At 36.4% G+C, this 16,571-nt stretch carries 19 protein-coding genes and 1 tRNA gene; 7 read left to right on the top strand and 13 right to left on the bottom strand.

The features are described from left to right. Window positions 1-691: 691 nt before the first annotated feature. The 4 genes from VEB00_04870 (at window position 692) to VEB00_04855 (ending at window position 4,695) form a co-directional block, all read left to right on the top strand. The gene (locus VEB00_04870; GenBank protein ID HYF82344.1) at window positions 692-1,300 is read left to right on the top strand and encodes a hypothetical protein; all 609 of its coding nucleotides are present in this window, start codon (window positions 692-694) and stop codon (window positions 1,298-1,300) included. Beyond that, window positions 1,297-1,686, top strand: coding sequence for a hypothetical protein (locus VEB00_04865; GenBank protein HYF82343.1), 390 nt, complete (start codon window positions 1,297-1,299; stop codon window positions 1,684-1,686). Before VEB00_04870 ends, VEB00_04865 begins: the two co-directional genes overlap by 4 nt. Window positions 1,687-1,850: 164 nt before the next feature. Beyond that, window positions 1,851-2,867 (top strand): restriction endonuclease, encoded by a 1,017-nt coding sequence (locus VEB00_04860; GenBank protein ID HYF82342.1) that lies wholly within the window; start codon window positions 1,851-1,853, stop codon window positions 2,865-2,867. A 283-nt stretch (window positions 2,868-3,150) separates the two neighbouring features. Then, on the top strand, window positions 3,151-4,695 hold the full coding sequence (locus VEB00_04855) for an IS1182 family transposase (GenBank protein ID HYF82341.1): 1,545 nt from the start codon (window positions 3,151-3,153) through the stop codon (window positions 4,693-4,695). A 327-nt stretch (window positions 4,696-5,022) separates the two neighbouring features. Here the strand turns inward: VEB00_04855 and VEB00_04850 are convergent, their stop codons facing one another. The 9 genes from VEB00_04850 to VEB00_04810 all read right to left on the bottom strand — a co-directional run bounded on the left by VEB00_04850 (window position 5,023) and on the right by VEB00_04810 (window position 11,106). Continuing rightward, window positions 5,023-5,382: a hypothetical protein gene (locus VEB00_04850; GenBank protein ID HYF82340.1), complete on the bottom strand. Its 360-nt coding sequence runs from the start codon at window positions 5,380-5,382 to the stop codon at window positions 5,023-5,025. A 3-nt stretch (window positions 5,383-5,385) separates the two neighbouring features. Further along, the gene (locus VEB00_04845) at window positions 5,386-5,985 is read right to left on the bottom strand and encodes a hypothetical protein (protein HYF82339.1); all 600 of its coding nucleotides are present in this window, start codon (window positions 5,983-5,985) and stop codon (window positions 5,386-5,388) included. 19 nt (window positions 5,986-6,004) lie between these two features. Continuing rightward, window positions 6,005-6,274 carry a DUF3467 domain-containing protein gene (locus VEB00_04840; protein HYF82338.1) on the bottom strand — a complete coding sequence of 90 codons (270 nt, stop codon included), beginning with the start codon at window positions 6,272-6,274 and terminating at the stop codon, window positions 6,005-6,007. A 464-nt stretch (window positions 6,275-6,738) separates the two neighbouring features. Then, window positions 6,739-7,632: a hypothetical protein gene (locus tag VEB00_04835; protein HYF82337.1), complete on the bottom strand. Its 894-nt coding sequence runs from the start codon at window positions 7,630-7,632 to the stop codon at window positions 6,739-6,741. Window positions 7,633-8,276: 644 nt separating this feature from the next. Further along, a tRNA-Val gene (locus tag VEB00_04830) sits at window positions 8,277-8,353 on the bottom strand. Window positions 8,354-8,821: 468 nt separating this feature from the next. Beyond that, window positions 8,822-9,211 carry a GerW family sporulation protein gene (locus VEB00_04825; protein ID HYF82336.1) on the bottom strand — a complete coding sequence of 130 codons (390 nt, stop codon included), beginning with the start codon at window positions 9,209-9,211 and terminating at the stop codon, window positions 8,822-8,824. Window positions 9,212-9,284: 73 nt separating this feature from the next. Continuing rightward, window positions 9,285-9,950, bottom strand: a complete 666-nt coding sequence (locus tag VEB00_04820) for a DUF2953 domain-containing protein (protein HYF82335.1) — start codon at window positions 9,948-9,950, stop codon at window positions 9,285-9,287. 27 nt (window positions 9,951-9,977) lie between these two features. Then, on the bottom strand, window positions 9,978-10,418 hold the full coding sequence (locus VEB00_04815; GenBank protein HYF82334.1) for a hypothetical protein: 441 nt from the start codon (window positions 10,416-10,418) through the stop codon (window positions 9,978-9,980). Window positions 10,419-10,518: 100 nt separating this feature from the next. Further along, complete coding sequence (locus VEB00_04810) at window positions 10,519-11,106, bottom strand: RNA polymerase sigma factor (GenBank protein HYF82333.1); 588 nt, start codon at window positions 11,104-11,106, stop codon at window positions 10,519-10,521. 206 nt (window positions 11,107-11,312) lie between these two features. Here VEB00_04810 and VEB00_04805 point away from each other — a divergent pair, with 206 nt between their 5' ends. The 3 genes from VEB00_04805 to VEB00_04795 all read left to right on the top strand — a co-directional run bounded on the left by VEB00_04805 (window position 11,313) and on the right by VEB00_04795 (window position 13,013). Then, a complete protein-coding gene (locus VEB00_04805) occupies window positions 11,313-11,732 on the top strand; it encodes a CBS domain-containing protein (GenBank protein HYF82332.1) in 420 nt (139 codons plus the stop codon). 205 nt (window positions 11,733-11,937) lie between these two features. Continuing rightward, window positions 11,938-12,627 (top strand): DUF421 domain-containing protein, encoded by a 690-nt coding sequence (locus VEB00_04800; GenBank protein ID HYF82331.1) that lies wholly within the window; start codon window positions 11,938-11,940, stop codon window positions 12,625-12,627. Window positions 12,628-12,632: 5 nt separating this feature from the next. Beyond that, on the top strand, window positions 12,633-13,013 hold the full coding sequence (locus VEB00_04795) for a DUF4363 family protein (GenBank protein HYF82330.1): 381 nt from the start codon (window positions 12,633-12,635) through the stop codon (window positions 13,011-13,013). 79 nt (window positions 13,014-13,092) lie between these two features. Here VEB00_04795 and VEB00_04790 read toward each other — a convergent pair whose 3' ends face one another. From VEB00_04790 to VEB00_04775, 4 genes are all read right to left on the bottom strand, one after another. Next, window positions 13,093-13,986: an RluA family pseudouridine synthase gene (locus tag VEB00_04790; protein HYF82329.1), complete on the bottom strand. Its 894-nt coding sequence runs from the start codon at window positions 13,984-13,986 to the stop codon at window positions 13,093-13,095. Between the two features lie 7 nt (window positions 13,987-13,993). After that, entirely contained in the window at window positions 13,994-14,884 is an 891-nt protein-coding gene (locus VEB00_04785; protein ID HYF82328.1) for an RluA family pseudouridine synthase, read from the bottom strand. 22 nt (window positions 14,885-14,906) lie between these two features. Continuing rightward, complete coding sequence (locus tag VEB00_04780) at window positions 14,907-16,157, bottom strand: MFS transporter (GenBank protein HYF82327.1); 1,251 nt, start codon at window positions 16,155-16,157, stop codon at window positions 14,907-14,909. An 86-nt stretch (window positions 16,158-16,243) separates the two neighbouring features. Next, window positions 16,244-16,405 (bottom strand): hypothetical protein, encoded by a 162-nt coding sequence (locus tag VEB00_04775; GenBank protein HYF82326.1) that lies wholly within the window; start codon window positions 16,403-16,405, stop codon window positions 16,244-16,246. Window positions 16,406-16,571: the final 166 nt, after the last annotated feature.

Below are 16,571 nucleotides of genomic sequence, written 5' to 3'. Positions count from 1 at the left end.
TGCGGAATGCTTCGTATTTCATCCACCCAGGATAATGTTTCATACCTTTTTTCCCTGCCATAGCAAAACCTCCTATCATAGTTTTATTCTACAATAGGAGGCTTTTAGTTTCACTGTCCGTTTTTTAGGGTTCTATTCATTTGTCCCCAGAGGTTTTTTAGTTTTTTGTGACGCAATTGTGACATTTGCCGACCGCTTGACGACCTCGCGACGGCAACATGACGGCACAATAGACGAAAAAACAAAAGATATTACTATTAAATTTCCAACATCGCCCTCAAAGCCTAAGCCATATTAATGGTTTACTGAGTAGCTGTATATGCATAATTTATATAGGGAAGAAACAAAAAGGGTTGCTTTGTCTTTTTAGATAGGCAACCCTTTTGCAATAGTTGACTTCAAGAGACAGTTTACTGATAATATCTTTATTTATAGCTTTATATAGTCTAATAAACCCGGAATAACATTTGATATGGTACAAATTGAAGGTAAGATTATAATAGTATACATGCATTTCTAGTAAAATTAACTCATTTCTAAGATTGGCCTGGATGATATTTGGTTACTCATTTCTAAATTTAGCTAATATCCTATATTTTAATAGCGTGAATAATAATGGAATATTTGTTGAATTATGTAATTTGTTGTGCTAGGCTGATTATAAGCACTAATAATCAAAGGGGGCAAAAATATGGATATTACAATGGACTTGGATAATATTATTGATGATCAGGAAAAGACTGTGTTAAGAGGGGTACTAAACTGCCAAAATAATGAAGAACTTCAAGGGGCGTTGACATGTATAGGTGAGTCGGCTATGTGCGAGTATTTGGAAATGATTCTAGGAAAACAGCTTCCTACAAGAGGAGACGAAATTAGGGAAAGAAGATTATATCATTTATTAAAGCATTATTTTATTGATACATTCCCAAGTGAAAGAGAAATCTCTTTGCTATTTCAACTCACCGATACAGGAAGTCGTTCCTTGTTACGTAATGTCAGAACCAAATTTAGATATAATTTGGAAGAAGAGATTAGAAATTCAATAATAAGAGTATTAGCAGATGCACGAAGGCAACATGACGGCAGTTACAATGTCATAACTCATTCAGATAATCTTCTTGAAGAACTAAAAAGAATTGCAGATATTGAAGCGGTTGAATTGCAGCCAATTGTTAAAGTCAAGAATTCAAATGGAGTACATAGCATTCCTGAAGATACATTCAATGTTCTACGTGGCTATTACGGAGTTGGTGAAGAACCAGAAACTGCTGCAGCACAAGAGGTGCGGACTAGATGAATGTTTCGTTGACTGAAGTGATTCAAGCTACAAGCGTGCTCTTAGTTTTTGTTACACTTTTGTTCGGTCTAAAATATCCTGAAAACATAAGGGATTTGAATATGAAAAAGCCATTGGCAGGAGAATGTGCAATTAGGGATTTCAGAAAAGAACTTATAAAAAGATTTGTAGTAAATAATCTTCCGCAGATTGTTTTGTTTGGAATCACAGGTTATATTTTTCTGCCTACATTTTGTGACTTGATTGCGAGTACAAAATTCAGTATATGGAACTTTGAATTTTTACCTACGACCTTTTTTTGCATTGTGATTTGGGTATGGTGGTTGTTCCTATGGGTGTTGCAGCTTAGCGTTAGACTGATATACAAGATAATCAAATGTAAATGAACAATACAGTAAGTTTAAACCTAAAAAGTATACAATAGTAGAAAAAGTAAGAAGCTTTGTACAGAAGTACATGATTGTAAGCAAAAAGGTATATGCAGGAATCGGATGCAAGTATAACGGATTATGGAAAAGAGTCTATAATATTTATTGGAAGGATGAAATATATGCCTAATTTGGAGACAAAAATATGGGGGATTCATGCAGGAGCCCTTGGTGAGGTTGATAGTACATTCTTAGATAAGGGTACTCCATGTGTTGCTATAGGATGGGAAGAAGTTGGTGACTTAAGCAAAATATCTGCTGATCGTGATAGTTTTAAAGATAAGGTAATTAAAGCGTATCCAGATATAAAAAAAGGAGCTATACCTGTTGCTGCTGGAATGATGTATCGTTTTCTTCATGAAATGCAAATTGGGGATATAGTTGTCTACCCATCAAAGCAAGATAGACAAGTTCACATTGGGAAAATAAAAGGTAATTACGAATACAAGCCAGGGGTTGAAAAGAGTTATCCTAATATGCGAGCAGTAGAATGGATTAAGCATACCCCTAGAACAAGCCTTTCACAGGGAGCTTTATATGAAATTGGTTCTGCTTTGAGCCTTTTTCAAGTAAAAAATTACGCAGATGAATTTTTATCCCTGCTTGAAGGAAAAAAGCTAGCTGAGATTGTTGAAGATGATATTACAGTTGCTAATGTAGCAGAGGAAATTGAGCAGAGTACAAGAGATTATATTACAAAAAAACTCACTCAGGAGTTGAAAGGGCATCCGTTTGAGCATTTTGTTGCACATATCCTTAATATTCTTGGATATCGAACCAGAGTGACTCCAGAAGGAGCAGATGGTGGGATTGACATTATCGCATTTAAAGATGAACTAGGGTTAGAGCCACCAATTATCAAAGTTCAAGTGAAAAGTAACGATGCTGACATTACTCCAGATAAGGTTCAGGCTCTATATGGAAATGTTTCTACTGGGGAATATGGTCTATTCATTGCTTTGAATAGCTTCTCAAAGAAGGCCCAGGAATTTGCGAAGAGCAAGTCAAATTTAAGATTAATTAATGGCGATGAACTAATTAATATTGTCTTAGAGCATTATGAACAACTTGATTCAAAGTATAAGGCTATTATTCCGCTTAAGAATGTTTATATACCGGTCCAAGTGGATAGTGAATAATATTCTATAGAATAGAATTCACATTGCCAGGCACGTCAGATAGAGAGTTATATTCTAATCTTTCATCAATAATTGCTTAACAGTTGTGCCTAGGAAACCGCTGAAAAATGCGTAGCCTAGAATAAATATACAAATGTACTACAAATTATGCAATAGCCCAAAGGCATTTAAGATACATAATCTTCTTAAATGCCTTTAAATCCCCATAAAATGCTTAGATTTCAACTCTCAATATGGTATAATTAGAGCATGTAGAGTGTTGAAAATACGGAGGTTGAGCATTGTGTTAGGAAAAAATAATCCACAAATTGATGTATTCACCCATATGATATTTGAACGATTAATACCTAAAGATCATTTGCTTGTTTTGATAGATTCGATCATAGATTTTTCATTTGTTTACGACATGGTAAAAGACAAATATAGTGAAATAGGCAGAACTTCGGAAGACCCGGTAATGATGCTTAAAATCTGTCTGCTGGAATTCCTGTACACTCTTTCAGATAAAAAGATAGTAAAGCGAATTCAGACAGATATTGCATTCCGTTGGTTCTTGGGCTTATCTTTAGATGATGAGATTCCTGATGATACAACAATCAGCCACTTTAGAACAAACAGAATGGGAGAAGAAAGTTTCGATGAATTCTTTAATGAAATCGTCAGAAAATGTATCGAAAAGGATATAGTTAAATCCAAAAGATATTTAATCGATACCACAGATGTAGCTGCGAATGTTAACTACCCATCAAACCAGAGACTCATATGTGATGCTTTCCGAAAGGTCATAAGGGAACTACGAAGATTCAATGAAGTCTTTGCAGAGCAACAGTTGGCACAATTTGAGAATGAGATTGAAGAAGAATATCAGAAAGATGATAAAATAAGTTTAAAAAAATATCTGCAAATAGCACAGAAATATGCAGAGTACCTTTATCTTAAGACCTATGATGAACTTCAAACGAATGAAAAATACAAAGAAGCTTTTGGTATACTGTGGGATATCATAGACCAGTATACCAACGGAAAAAAAGATAAAATAGTAAGCGTTGTAGACCCCGATGCAAAGATAGCGCACAAATCAGTGGGTAACATAAAAAGAGGATATAAAGATCATATCATTGTAGACGAGGACAGCGAGATAATACTTGCATCCGTACAAACCCCTTTTAATATAGGCGATGAGAAGAAGCTTGTAGAACTCATAGAGAAAGTTGACAATAATTTAGGTTTAAAGCCAGAAGAAATTACGGCAGACAAAGTATATGGGACTTCTAATAACCGTGCTTATTTAAAAGACAATAGCATAATATCCAACATAAATTTTTATGAAGAATCAAGTAGAGAAACAAGCTTTTACAAGGTAAGAGATTTCATTATCTCAGAAGATTTAAAGCAAGTAACCTGCCCAAATGGAATTGCCACCAAAGATTTTATACAATCCTATGATAAAGTAGGAAAAAGAGAAACAATCAAATTTAAATTTGCCAAAGCGACCTGCCAGAGCTGTCCTCTAAATGACAAGTGCCTACAGAAGTATAAGGGTGATAAGATACACAGTGGAAGGTACGTGGTGGTCGCACTAAGATATGATGCTGTTCTTCATGACATGAAACGAGTAGAAACAGAAGCATTTAAAGAAGCCCTGAACAAACGATATAAGGTAGAACGACGATTCGCAACGATGGTGAGAAATCATGGGCTACGAAGATGCCGGTATCTGAGGCTGGGCAGGGCGAAGATTCATATCACTTTAGCAAATATGGCATGTAATATAGTCAGGATGGTAAACCTGCTTTGCCAGCCTAGCCTCGCTGCCTCACAAAATTAAGGAGCTCCCGTAAAGGAGCTCAATAAAGTGCTATATGTGCTTATATATACGAATAACCAAAGATACTTTAACATATAAAGGTAATTGATAAAAAATCCAATGCATAATCATTCAACCCGAAGAAAAATCTTATTTTTTATAGCCGTTTTTCAGCGGTTTCCCAGGCACGTTAGTTAGGCAGTTATCTTTACTTTTTTCATCAATAACTGCTTAACTGTCGTACCTGGCACTAAAATATTTAAAGAAAGTGCAATAATCAATAGTTTGTGGGATCATAGCAAAAAGAGTTTCAGCTTAGATATAGCTGAAACTCTCAAATTTTATTGCCTATGTAAGTGCCTTTTCTATATCATCAAGTATATGCATTACTCCTTCAACATCCTTCTTGCTAAACTTATAGCACTCATATCGTGCACGAATACTTTGATTATAAAGTGCTTGGTATTTTGCTGCTATGGTTTTCAACTTTTTCTCTCTTAATATAGCTTTCTCTCTATACGTATGACTTCCTGAATGATATGGGGTAGTAATTTTTGCCAGTTCCCGTTCAATCAAATGAACTGCGTTATAAAATGTAATAGTTACTACCCAGTCTTTATAAGTAGTATTGTTTATGTCGAATACTGTATTACTCAATAAACTCTTATTATGATTATATTGGTTAACATGTTCATTCAAAGTAGGCATAGCTTACTCCTTAACAATTATAGTGTATGTATCAGCTGGTAAGGAGAACTGATTGGACTCATCTTTCCCAAATACCATAAAATCGCAATTAGCATCTGGGTAGTTCTCTATTACATCTATATACAACTCAGAATACTCTAAAATTACATCTGTAGAAGGGTCATCTACTATAACCCATAAACTATCAAAGCCTAGACTATTAAATATATATACTTTTAAAGTGTGTGCTTTACGGTATACAGCACTAATTAATTCCTGTTGCCAAATGTCTAAGAGTGAAATTTGCATAAAATTACTCCTAATCATACTTATTACTTTGGCAAAAGAATTCTCATCAACCTTGTTGTCACTGCCCCAGTCTATGACTGTTCTTGTGATGCTCCCTAAATAATCATAGCCTTCCATAGTTGACTTTAAAGCGGACTTATACATTTTACTGCATAAGCCTTTCCATTGTTTGGAGTCTATATCAGTTATATTGGTGCTTAAAATATATTGTGCTCTTTGAACATTTGGAACTTGCTGAACATGGGAGCTTGGTCTTATGAAACTTTCGCCATTATTCATATCTTTATGTTGAGTGTTTCCAAAATATGTAATCATAATACCATCCCTTCTAAGTTTATTTTTTTATTCCACCAAATCCTAAATCCTGTTCAAATTGTTTCTCATAACTTTGTGCTGTCATAAAAAGTGTAACAACGAACTTTTTCATTACTGAAGTAGGTATTGTTATTCGCGAGACAACATTAAGCGTATCTTCTCCAGCTACTTGATGTCCAAAATCAATTTGGAAATCAGTTTCGTTAAAGCTTGTCCTAAAACTGTTTGAATATTTAGGATCACCTATACCTTCAGGTATAATAACGTTGATATTTGTATCTGTATTCATTTTTTTACCCCTTTACAAGATAATAGTATGCTTAACATTTAATACACAACAAAAAAAGAGTATGGCTTATTCAGTATATTCACACTAATTGATAGACTCTTAATAACATTTTATAGTATATTTTACCATTTGTAAACTACTACATATTGATTTGAGTCCCTCCGTTTGTATATTATATAGTAAATTAAAGTTTTGTTGCTTTAGTAAAATCTAGTGCCAGGCACGACTGATAGACAATTATTATTAGCTTTTTCTTATATAACTGACTAAACGTCGTGACTGGGAAACCTCCAAAAAACTCGTGAGATATTGAAAAGTCTCACTTATAAGGAATGGTAAATCATTATATCTAGTAGAAAAGTGCCTTAGAAATGATTTTAGAGCTCAGCAATTTCAGATATTTGATTTTATTTTTTTCATATGGAATTTTTCGAAGCCTTCCCTGGCACCTACACCCTTATCATCTATATTGCTATTCCATATTCCCCACATATATCTTCACAAAAAAGCTTAAATGCTATATCCTTATGAAATCCTGTTATATTATAACAATGATTTCTCAATTCGAGTAAAGTATCAACATAACTATTTAATATCTTACTATTATCACATAAATCGTTAGCTCCAAAAATTGGTACCATTTTTCTATCGCCCACATTATTTATGAATAAATGGAGTGGTATTCTATCTGAATATTTTTTCCCATTTACTCCGCTATAGGACATCCCTAAATCATTTGTGGGTAATCCTAAATATGCAGTTATAAAGTTATTCTTTTGGAAGGCCAAGGCACTATCAATTATCTCATCATCTAAAAAATACAAATATCTATTTAGTGTCACATCGATTCGCTTCACAAAATCATCTAGATCATTTTGTAATTTTTCATCCCAAGTAATAATATCGAATGGTTCTTCTTTCTGACACAAAAGTGTATCTGCTGTTTTGTACACATCAAAGCGCTGCATTCTATTATAAAAATTTTTATCAAAGAACACTTTATCATCTGTTAAATGTTTATAATTCCATTCAGATTTCAAAGAAACATTTTTATATATCAAAATAATTAATATCATTGCATCTGTACAAACAGTTGAGAATTCTGCTAAAGCAACTTTTGTAACTTTATTCTTTCGTACCTTTTCAGGATAAAATACAATCATTAAATAAAATATAGCACTAACAATATATCCGATTGATAAGTCTATAAAAATACCATCTGAATTTGTTGGTTTAATAAAAATACTTTCTATATTAAAAGGTAAGTCTATTACAGTTAGATTAGAATACCTTACTAATCCATAAATACTGATAATCATAAAAATCCAAAATAGATAATTACATACTTTTCTTAACATATTAATACCATCCACCTCTTATTAACATTTTAGTATCACGCCAAATAGATTATACGTCCAATATCATAACCGCCACAGGACGTGGCGACCATGCCTCCTCTTTCCGATAACTACTGTATTTACGAACCAAAGATTCGTGAATACCTAAAATTTGGGATGCATTCACGAACTTGTTTCGTATATCTCCACTATATCAGTTATTTGACATAGCTAATATAATCATTGCCTCCACTTTTTCCCATAACCCAACTTCCCATTATAACCATACTTATCCTAACTCTATGGATTAAGGAATACCAATATATTTAGATAATCGCAAAATTATTACAGTCACTGGGCTTGAACATTTTTTAAGAAACTGTACTACAATAATTTTAACATTCCACCCTTAAATATGCAATTTTATCCAGCTATGGTTTAGATTATGTATCCTAGATACTCCTGAAATTTTGATATATACATATACCACTTCGTTCAAGGTTTATGTTTACATATCTATTATTAATTTAAGTCTTAGGTGCCAGGTACAAAGGTTGTTAGGTTATTGAAATATGTAAACCCTTTTCCATTTTATAATTCAAGATGCTATCATAATAAAACAAAAACTCCTTATTCTTCAATGAATAAGGAGTTAATATTCTTAATGGTGGGTAGTACTGGGCTCGAACCAGCGACCCCTACGATGTCAACGTAGTGCTCATACCAACTGAGCTAACCACCCATGTTACTTTGATATTATAACATTTTTAAAATGTGTGTTCAATACTATTATTTACCTATAGTTGCAGAATAATTCAGTAAAGAAACAAAGCCCTATTCAATCTGATAATGGTTTTTCTTCAAACTGATACCAAAGCCCAAATAATCTGAATAACGATTCAGTACAGCAGTAACCTTGTATATCAGCGAACACTTATAAGTCTTTGGGTAACAGAATAGAGCTTGATACGTAGAAAAATCCGTAAGGTTTACGTGATGTAAACCTAGCGCATACCGGTAGGACGCCGGGTTTATGCGCGTTAGGGTTTTACTTCGTATCAGGCTCTAATTCTGTCCAAAGCTTATATTGTGTGAATCGATATACAAGGCTATTGCTTCTTTGTAGCTATACATTACTGTGGTGATTTGGGATTTGTCATCAAACTAAAAGCCCAATATCAAAACGATATCGGGCCTCATGCTCTTTCCACTATTCGCTCTTGTCTTCTGCGCAGCAGCCTTTGTCTTCCTTCCTGAGCTTTATCTTCTTTACTATCTCAGGAACCATGCTCACGAGCTTTTCAATGTTTGATCTGCTCTTTACCGGAAGCATTGTAACTGCATCTTCTCTGATAACTATTACAGCATCAGGAGATATCTTGGCACCAACTCCTACACCTGTTCCCATGCCGTCGTTGCCCTTTTCGTCCTTGCCGCCGCCGCCACCGCCGCCGCAGCCGAATGCTACTGTGATAATAGGAATAAGTGTTGTTTCACCTACAACTATTGGCTCCCCTATGACTGTTTCAGTCTTCAGGAATCTTTCCAGATGGGTGAACAGGGTTTCCAAGCTTTCATTTACTGGTGTTTTTCCTTCCATGAACTATATCCTCCTCTAATTATATTCAAAATTGTTTTACATATAATAATTACACTGATAGTGTAAAAAAGTTTCAACTTTTTCTCTTTCTGAACAAAATTTTCCTGATCGGCTTTTTAAATACTGTCCTGATTGTCTGGTATGCCAAGCTTCCGACTACCATACTTCCCTCAGCACGCAAGTCCAAATCCATTATCTCTTGAGTAAAATCCGGGTTTAGGTGAAGTCTTGCATGGGGGATAATGCTGCTAATTATTCCAGAGACACCGCACGCCATTCCCGTCAAGGATGGATCTTCGAAGCCATAAGTCCCATATAAATGAAAATACTTTGGCTTTGCAATATCTAGTACTCTTTTGAGATACTCAAGGATTTCATTTATAAATTCCCTATTGACAATATCCTTTAAGCTAAACCCTTTTCTTGTCTTTTTTTCTTTTTTCTTTTCTTCAGGCTTGTGTTCCGGCTTTTCCTCTTTTGTACCAGCTTCCCTGCCCTTCAGCTTGTATACTCTCTTATCCAGTATGCGTAAGGTTATATCCACAGATTCCCCTTCTATCTCTGCACTTATTCCAAGCATTCTCCATGCCCAGCCCAAAGCAATCTGTGCCCTGAGTCCATCAGAAGCAAGTACCTGGCCTGAGTAATTAAAGGGTATAATCAGCAAAAGCAGCACCAGCCCTACCAGGAAAAACAGCAAATAGAGCAATATTTTCAGAATTATAAGCACTAATAACATCGGGTTTATCCTCCAAAATACAATAAACTATATGATGCCTCCCCAGAGCTTTACTACTTCTCTTTTTACAAGAGTTTTCAGCATGTCTCTGGTGAATGAAGCAGTCTTTTTTACACCTTTGCTCATTCTTTTGCTTCCGGGAATATATTCTACGAAGCGTGTTGAATTGTCCACAATACAGCTTCCTAACTCTATTCCCCTATTTATTGCATACTTAAGCTTTTTATTTTTTTCAACCTCATCCATGCAGTCGTAAACTAGCTTGGTTATCAGCAAATCAAGCTCCTTTGCCTCACTGTCATCATCGAAAAACTTGCTCAATTGGTTCTCCAGGGTCATTACAAGGTCAAGCTCCCGTCTGCACTCACCGCAGTAGTTCATATGCTCCTTCAGAAAAATAAATTCCAACGGGTCAATGGTGTTGTCAACATATTTCTGTATGATTTCTTTGTCAAAGCAGCAGCTCATATCAGCGCCTCCAATATGTTTCGCACTAAATCCTTTTCATAATTGTTCAATAGTTCGAAACGTTTCATTGATGTTATAAATCGCAGCTATTCGACGTAACCTACTTTGTACGATTTATATCGTTTTGATTTATCAAAACATTCCTTAGCTTTTCCTTCAAAATATTTCTCGCCCTGTATATATCCGTTTTAACAGTGCCAAGGGGTTCCTTTAGCACTACCGAGATTTCCTCATAGCTCAATCCTTCGTAGTATCTAAGAACCAATACCATTCTATGCTTAGGTTTGAGGCCTTCAAGGTTTTCTCTTATCAGTCGCCCCAATTCCTTATCCAATACCTCATTTTCCACATCATTTTGTGCTGGGATTACCTCTTCAAGGGATTTGTCATCTTCATCCTTTGAATTGAGCGACACTGAATCATATCTGCATACCCTTTTGAAGTTAATGCACGTATTGACTGTAACAGCTCTAAACCAGGGATGGAATGGCATTTTTTCATCAAATTTCGATATATTTTTGAATACTTTTATGTAGACCTCCTGAGTTATATCCAGGGCGTCCTGCTGATTCTGCACATAGCTGTAACACAGCTTAAACAGATATCTTTCATACATTTTGAAAAGCTCGACGAAAGCAGCCTTATCATGCTTCTTGCACCGAGCAATAATGCTGGCTTCAACGTGCACAGCACCACCCCCAGGTTATATAGTATATTACACTAAAAATTAGAAATTGTTTCATATTTTTCTGTTTTTTTTGACTTCTAAAAAAATATAAAGAGGTAAAGCTATATATAGACTTAATTGCATTCTAACCAGCTGTTTTTTTTGAAAAAATAATACAATTCATGCGCCAAAATCCATCCATACTTTTATATGAAAGGATGATGCTTGTGAAGGTTAAGCAGATTATGACCACAAACGTCAGTACAGTAGCATCAAATGATACAGTCACAAAGGCAGCTTCGATTATGGGGCAGCTGGATATTGGCTCTGTACCGGTAATTGACAACAACAAAGTTGTAGGTATTGTTACCGATAGAGATATAATTCTCAGAGGAGTTGCAAAAGGTGAAGGTGCCAATCAGAAGATTTCTGAAGTAATGACTACCAACGTCAAATTCGCTACTCCTGAGATGGATGTTCACACTGTCGCCGACATCATGGCAGAGAACCAAGTGAGAAGACTGCCGGTTGTAGAAAATGATAAACTCGTTGGCATCGTTGCAATAGGCGACCTGGCTGTAGAAAACATATTTGAGAACGAAGCAGGCGAAGCACTCCATACTATTTCAATGGGTGTAAGACATTAAGTGCTTTTTAAAATCTCCGGATTTCCGGAGATTTTTTTAAATTCTCCGTAGGCGGAATTTTTATATAAGATATTCTCCTTGGGAATATTTTACCACTAAATCGGCTGCTATTAAATCTTCCACACGTCAAATTTAATATTTTTTTGCAGATGGGGAATTATATAAAAGACTTCTATTGAAGAATTTAAAAACCGAGGTGCGCCTATTGCTTATCGCATTCGTAAGAACACTAATTCTTTATATCTTAATTGTAATTGTACTAAGGCTGTTAGGAAAAAGGCAGATAGGACAACTCCAGCCTTCTGAGCTTGTTGTTGCCCTCATTATTGCAGATTTGGCAGCAGTCCCTATGGCTAATGTGGGTATTCCTCTAATCAGCGGTATAATCCCCATAATCACACTTTTCATCATGGAAGAGCTTCTTTCCTATATATCAATGAAGAGCGAACGTGCCAGAGGCATCATTTGCGGCAAGCCCAGCATCCTCATCGAGCGGGGAGTAATTCTGGAGAAAGAGCTTAGAAGGATAAGATACAATATCAATGACCTGTTGGAGCAAATGAGGCTCAAGAATTTCCCCAACCTGGAGGACATAGACTATGCCATTCTTGAGACCAGCGGGCAATTAAGCGTGATTCCCAAGCCCGAAGTCAAGCCCGCCACTATAAAAGACCTGAACATTAAGCCAACGGCACAGAATCTGCCTGTCACGATAATAATCGACGGGAGAGTAATTTCAGATAACCTTTATAAAGTTGGTTTGAGTAATGATTGGCTTTCAAATGAGCTTAAAACAAATAAAATCAAGTCAGCAAAAGATGTGTTCTTCGCTTATCTTAACCCCGAAAGTAAGCTCGTTTATCAGCTTAACGGAAATCTTCAAAAAAGGAAGTGAGTAAATTGAAACCCCTTATAATTATTATTATACTCACAATATTGCTGATAGTTGGAGGTTGTCTCACCCTTTATGCGCTGAATTCTGAATCCCAAGAGCTTAGCAGCAATCTTTCAACTCTTGAAGAAGATATAGAAAATCAGAATTGGAATGAGGCATCCAGAAAGCTTGAGGAATTTCACAACAAATGGGATAAGACAAGCAAAGTATGGTCTATGCTTATTGACCACTACGAAATTGATAATATAGAATTGGTTCTGTCGCAGCTTATTTCTTATGTAAAAACTGAGGATAAAAATGAAGCCCTGTCACAGATGTCATCTTTGAGAACGCTTATAAAACACATACCTGCCAAAGAATCCTTTAACCTTCAGAATGTTTTTTGATATGTGCCTGAACCAGTGGCGGTTTAGAACAACATGGCACAACATCAAGGAAGTGCATTATTAATACTCTTGAATAACTTTATAATTGTTGTATTAATAAGCACTGAAGCATGTCTTCTGGAAGTTCAGCAGTAAGGTTAAGATTACTATGTAAAATTGGATGAAGCATTTTGATGTTATAGGCATGCAATGCATGCCTTTTTATTTTTTCTTGACCGCCGCCATACAGGTCATCTCCAAGCAGTGGATGGCCTATATAAGCCATATGCACCCTTATCTGATGAGTTCGGCCTGTCTCCAGGAATATGCTGAGCAGAGTGTAGTCCTCATATCGTTCAAGTACATGGTAATGCGTAACTGCTCTGGCTCCATCTTCTCTTACCGTCCTTATTACAGAATGCTCTCGTTCCTTTGCTATAGGTGCGTCGACAGTGCCTGAGTCAGCTTCAACTCTGCCTTGTGCAATGGCCAGGTATTCTTTTGATATTTTGTGCTTATAGCTTTCCAAAGACATAAGATGCTGTATGTGGGAGCTCTTAGCAAATAAAACAAGTCCCGAGGTGTTCTTGTCAAGTCTGTTTACAGGTCTTATGGTTATATCCCTTCCCTCCTCCATCAAGTGATACATGAGACCGTTTGCCAACGTACCCATATAATGATTCTTAGACGGGTGGGTTGGGATACCCGCTTCTTTGTTAATTACAATCATATACTCATCTTCATATATTATAGCCAGTTCCATAAATTCAGGAAGAATGTTCTCGGAGTTCTGGTCGGTAAGCTCAAACTCAACTTTGTCCCCGGCTTTTAGTATAATATCAGTATGTACATTAAGCCCATTCACCTTCAATGAACCGGATTTCTTCACTTTTATCAGCCCGTTCCTTGACATCATCAGGTGTTCCCGCAGATAATCCCCTAGCTTCACACCATCATGCTGTTTTTCTATTTCATACACATTGTATTTTTTCAAATGTAAGTCACTCCAATTCCAGTTCAGCAGCGAGGCTGATGATATCAGCCGGCAGCTCAGCATGCAGCTTGATTATACCTTTCCCCAAGGGATGTGGAAGCTCCATGTCTGACGCATGCAAGGCCTGTCTTCCGATGAGTCTGCTTTCTTCTCCATACAATGTATCCCCTATTATTGGACATCCCAAATGGCTAAGATGCACCCTTATCTGATGCGTCCTCCCTGTCAAAAGCTCCAGACGCACCATTGAGCAGCCCTTGGATTTGCTTAGTGTCTCATATGCTGTAACTGCTGGCTGCCCATCGCTTGCAACTGTTCTCCTAATGGGGTCTTCTTCATTCTTTCCGATTGGTTTGTCTATTATCCCTTTTTCCGGCTTAATAACCCCTTGTATTATTGCTATATAATACTTTTTTATGCTGCCATCCTTCATCCTTTCATCAAGAGTCCGATGAACTGCTGCACTTTTAGGGATTACAACTATACCTGATGTATTCATATCCAGCCGGTTCAATAAGCGCAGCGATGCTTCCTTACCCTGCTTTCTGAAATGATTGGCAACTGCATTCAGCAGCGTCCCTGCAGGGTGGTTGGGTGTAGGGTGCACCAGCATGTAAGGCGGCTTATTAACTGCCAATATATAGTCGTCTTCATAAATTATCGACAGCTCTATATCTTCAGCTCTAATGTCCTCTCTGGACTCTTCCGCCAAATCGACTTCCAGAATATCTCCATTCTTAAGTCTGTTGTCCCTGTATGCTGCTTTTCCGTTTATGAGTACTTTCTTATCCTTTAGGAGTCTCTTTGCTTGTCTTGCTGAAAAGCCAAGAGTTCCCGACATATAATCAAGAATATATATTCTGTTTTCTCCACAGCTAATCTCATACTTGTTATGCATTTCAACGCCTCACTATGCTTTATTATGCGCTTGTGCTTTGTGCTCTATGATTCGCAACCAATTTATACCTTAATATTATTACCGCAAGCATGAACACAATACCTGCCATACCACTGACCTTGAAGGTAAAACCCGCACCGAATTTTTCCAACATAGTGCCTGCATACATGCTTCCGATAGGTATAGCTCCACCCGCCACCAAAGAGTATACACTCATAATCCTTCCCCTCATACCATCTGGAGAATTGGTCTGCACACAGGTGTTGGATGAGGACAACGCAGAGGTCATTGACCATCCTGCCAGCATGAACATCAAAAATGCATATATAAACTTTGTCTGATATCCTATTATGAAAACACAAACGCTCAAACTCAAGTAAGCTCCCATAAGCAGCTTCATCCTTAATCCCTTATAGCTTGTAACTGCCAATGAAAGTGCTCCTGTAAAAGCGCCCAGACCCAGTGCAGTCATTAAAAATCCATAAGCCCTTGAATCACCATTTAGGACCGTCTTTGCCATTACAGGTATCAGTATATTGAAATTCATAATAATAGTATTGCTGAAAGCCAGCATCAATATGGTTGTACTAATGACAGGATTGCCAGCTATATATTTTAGACCTTCCCTTATTTCATGGCTTATTTTTACCCCTTGCTTGCTATTTGAGCACTTTCCTTCTGTTTGGATTCTATAAATGTTGATTAAAACCGGAATAAATGATAAACCATTTATTAGAAAGCAGACAGTAGCTCCAAAAAAGCTAAAAGCCAGTCCTGCCACAGCAGGGCCTATAATCCTGGCGGCATTGAAAATGGTGGAATTCAGTGCAATCGCGTTCATAAGATGTTCCTTTGAAGCCAGCTCCGCCATATAAGACTGTCGTACAGGCATATCTACGCAGTTCAGGGTTCCAAGCAGTAAAGCCTGCAAGGCAATTGTCCCATAGGAAGCAATACCTTTCCATACTAGAAACGCAAGTAAAAAAGCATTTAGTGCCATAATTATCTGTACAATGAAAAGCACTCTCTTTTTAGAGTGCCTGTCGATTAAAGCTCCTATAGGCAGTGAGAAAAGCAGCATCGGAGTAAATTGAAGTGCACTTATTATACCGAGTTTGAGAGAAGAGTCGGTAATCTGATATACCAACCAAGACTGTCCCACAGTCTGCATCCATGTACCAATTAAAGAAATGCATTGTCCTGTCCAAAAAAGTCTATAATCTCTATGCGTTAAAGCCGGAAAATATTTGTTAACAATACTGTTTTGAGACATTCTATTACCCCACAAATAAAAATAATTATAAAATTATTATAACATATACAAACAAAAAAATGCGGCTTGCGCCGCATTCTTAAAGCTTAAATAATTGGGTTTGTTGCTGTATAACTTTCATTTTTTATATTATTGGCCTTTGCATCCTGTATCGTTTTATTATTAGCCAATTTTTCCTGAATCTTAACCAATCTCTCTATATTTGGATAGGTTTTCAGGTTTGAAAGCAATAATTTATTATTATCCATAGTTACACCTCTTTCCTTAAAATTTGGTTGTGATAATAATAAGTTTTTCCTTTCTCTCTTGATCAACACCTCCAAGTAATATATCAAGGGGACTGCAAACACAACCGAAATTTGTCACTTATTTTATAGTCAAAATATCGTCGACGTTTATCTTAATTCTATTATA

Source organism: Clostridia bacterium (genome assembly GCA_035628995.1).
Classification (GTDB): Bacteria; Bacillota; Clostridia; order Lutisporales; family Lutisporaceae; genus BRH-c25.
This window is presented reverse-complemented; position numbering and strand designations above follow the sequence as displayed.

Excerpts from the sequence above, each read along its gene's own strand:
- VEB00_04840 (HYF82338.1), bottom strand. The coding sequence starts at position 6,274 with ATGAATACAGATACAAATATCAACGTTATTATACCTGAAGGTATAGGT.
- VEB00_04785 (HYF82328.1), bottom strand. The coding sequence starts at position 14,884 with ATGCATAACAAGTATGAGATTAGCTGTGGAGAAAACAGAATATATATT.
- VEB00_04850 (HYF82340.1), bottom strand. The coding sequence starts at position 5,382 with ATGCCTACTTTGAATGAACATGTTAACCAATATAATCATAATAAGAGT.
- VEB00_04775 (HYF82326.1), bottom strand. The coding sequence starts at position 16,405 with ATGGATAATAATAAATTATTGCTTTCAAACCTGAAAACCTATCCAAAT.
- VEB00_04845 (HYF82339.1), bottom strand. The coding sequence starts at position 5,985 with ATGATTACATATTTTGGAAACACTCAACATAAAGATATGAATAATGGC.
- VEB00_04825 (HYF82336.1), bottom strand. The coding sequence starts at position 9,211 with ATGGAAGGAAAAACACCAGTAAATGAAAGCTTGGAAACCCTGTTCACC.
- VEB00_04780 (HYF82327.1), bottom strand. The coding sequence starts at position 16,157 with ATGTCTCAAAACAGTATTGTTAACAAATATTTTCCGGCTTTAACGCAT.
- VEB00_04865 (HYF82343.1), top strand. The coding sequence starts at position 1,297 with ATGAATGTTTCGTTGACTGAAGTGATTCAAGCTACAAGCGTGCTCTTA.
- VEB00_04815 (HYF82334.1), bottom strand. The coding sequence starts at position 10,418 with ATGAGCTGCTGCTTTGACAAAGAAATCATACAGAAATATGTTGACAAC.
- VEB00_04860 (HYF82342.1), top strand. The coding sequence starts at position 1,851 with ATGCCTAATTTGGAGACAAAAATATGGGGGATTCATGCAGGAGCCCTT.
- VEB00_04835 (HYF82337.1), bottom strand. The coding sequence starts at position 7,632 with ATGTTAAGAAAAGTATGTAATTATCTATTTTGGATTTTTATGATTATC.
- VEB00_04820 (HYF82335.1), bottom strand. The coding sequence starts at position 9,950 with ATGTTATTAGTGCTTATAATTCTGAAAATATTGCTCTATTTGCTGTTT.
- VEB00_04870 (HYF82344.1), top strand. The coding sequence starts at position 692 with ATGGATATTACAATGGACTTGGATAATATTATTGATGATCAGGAAAAG.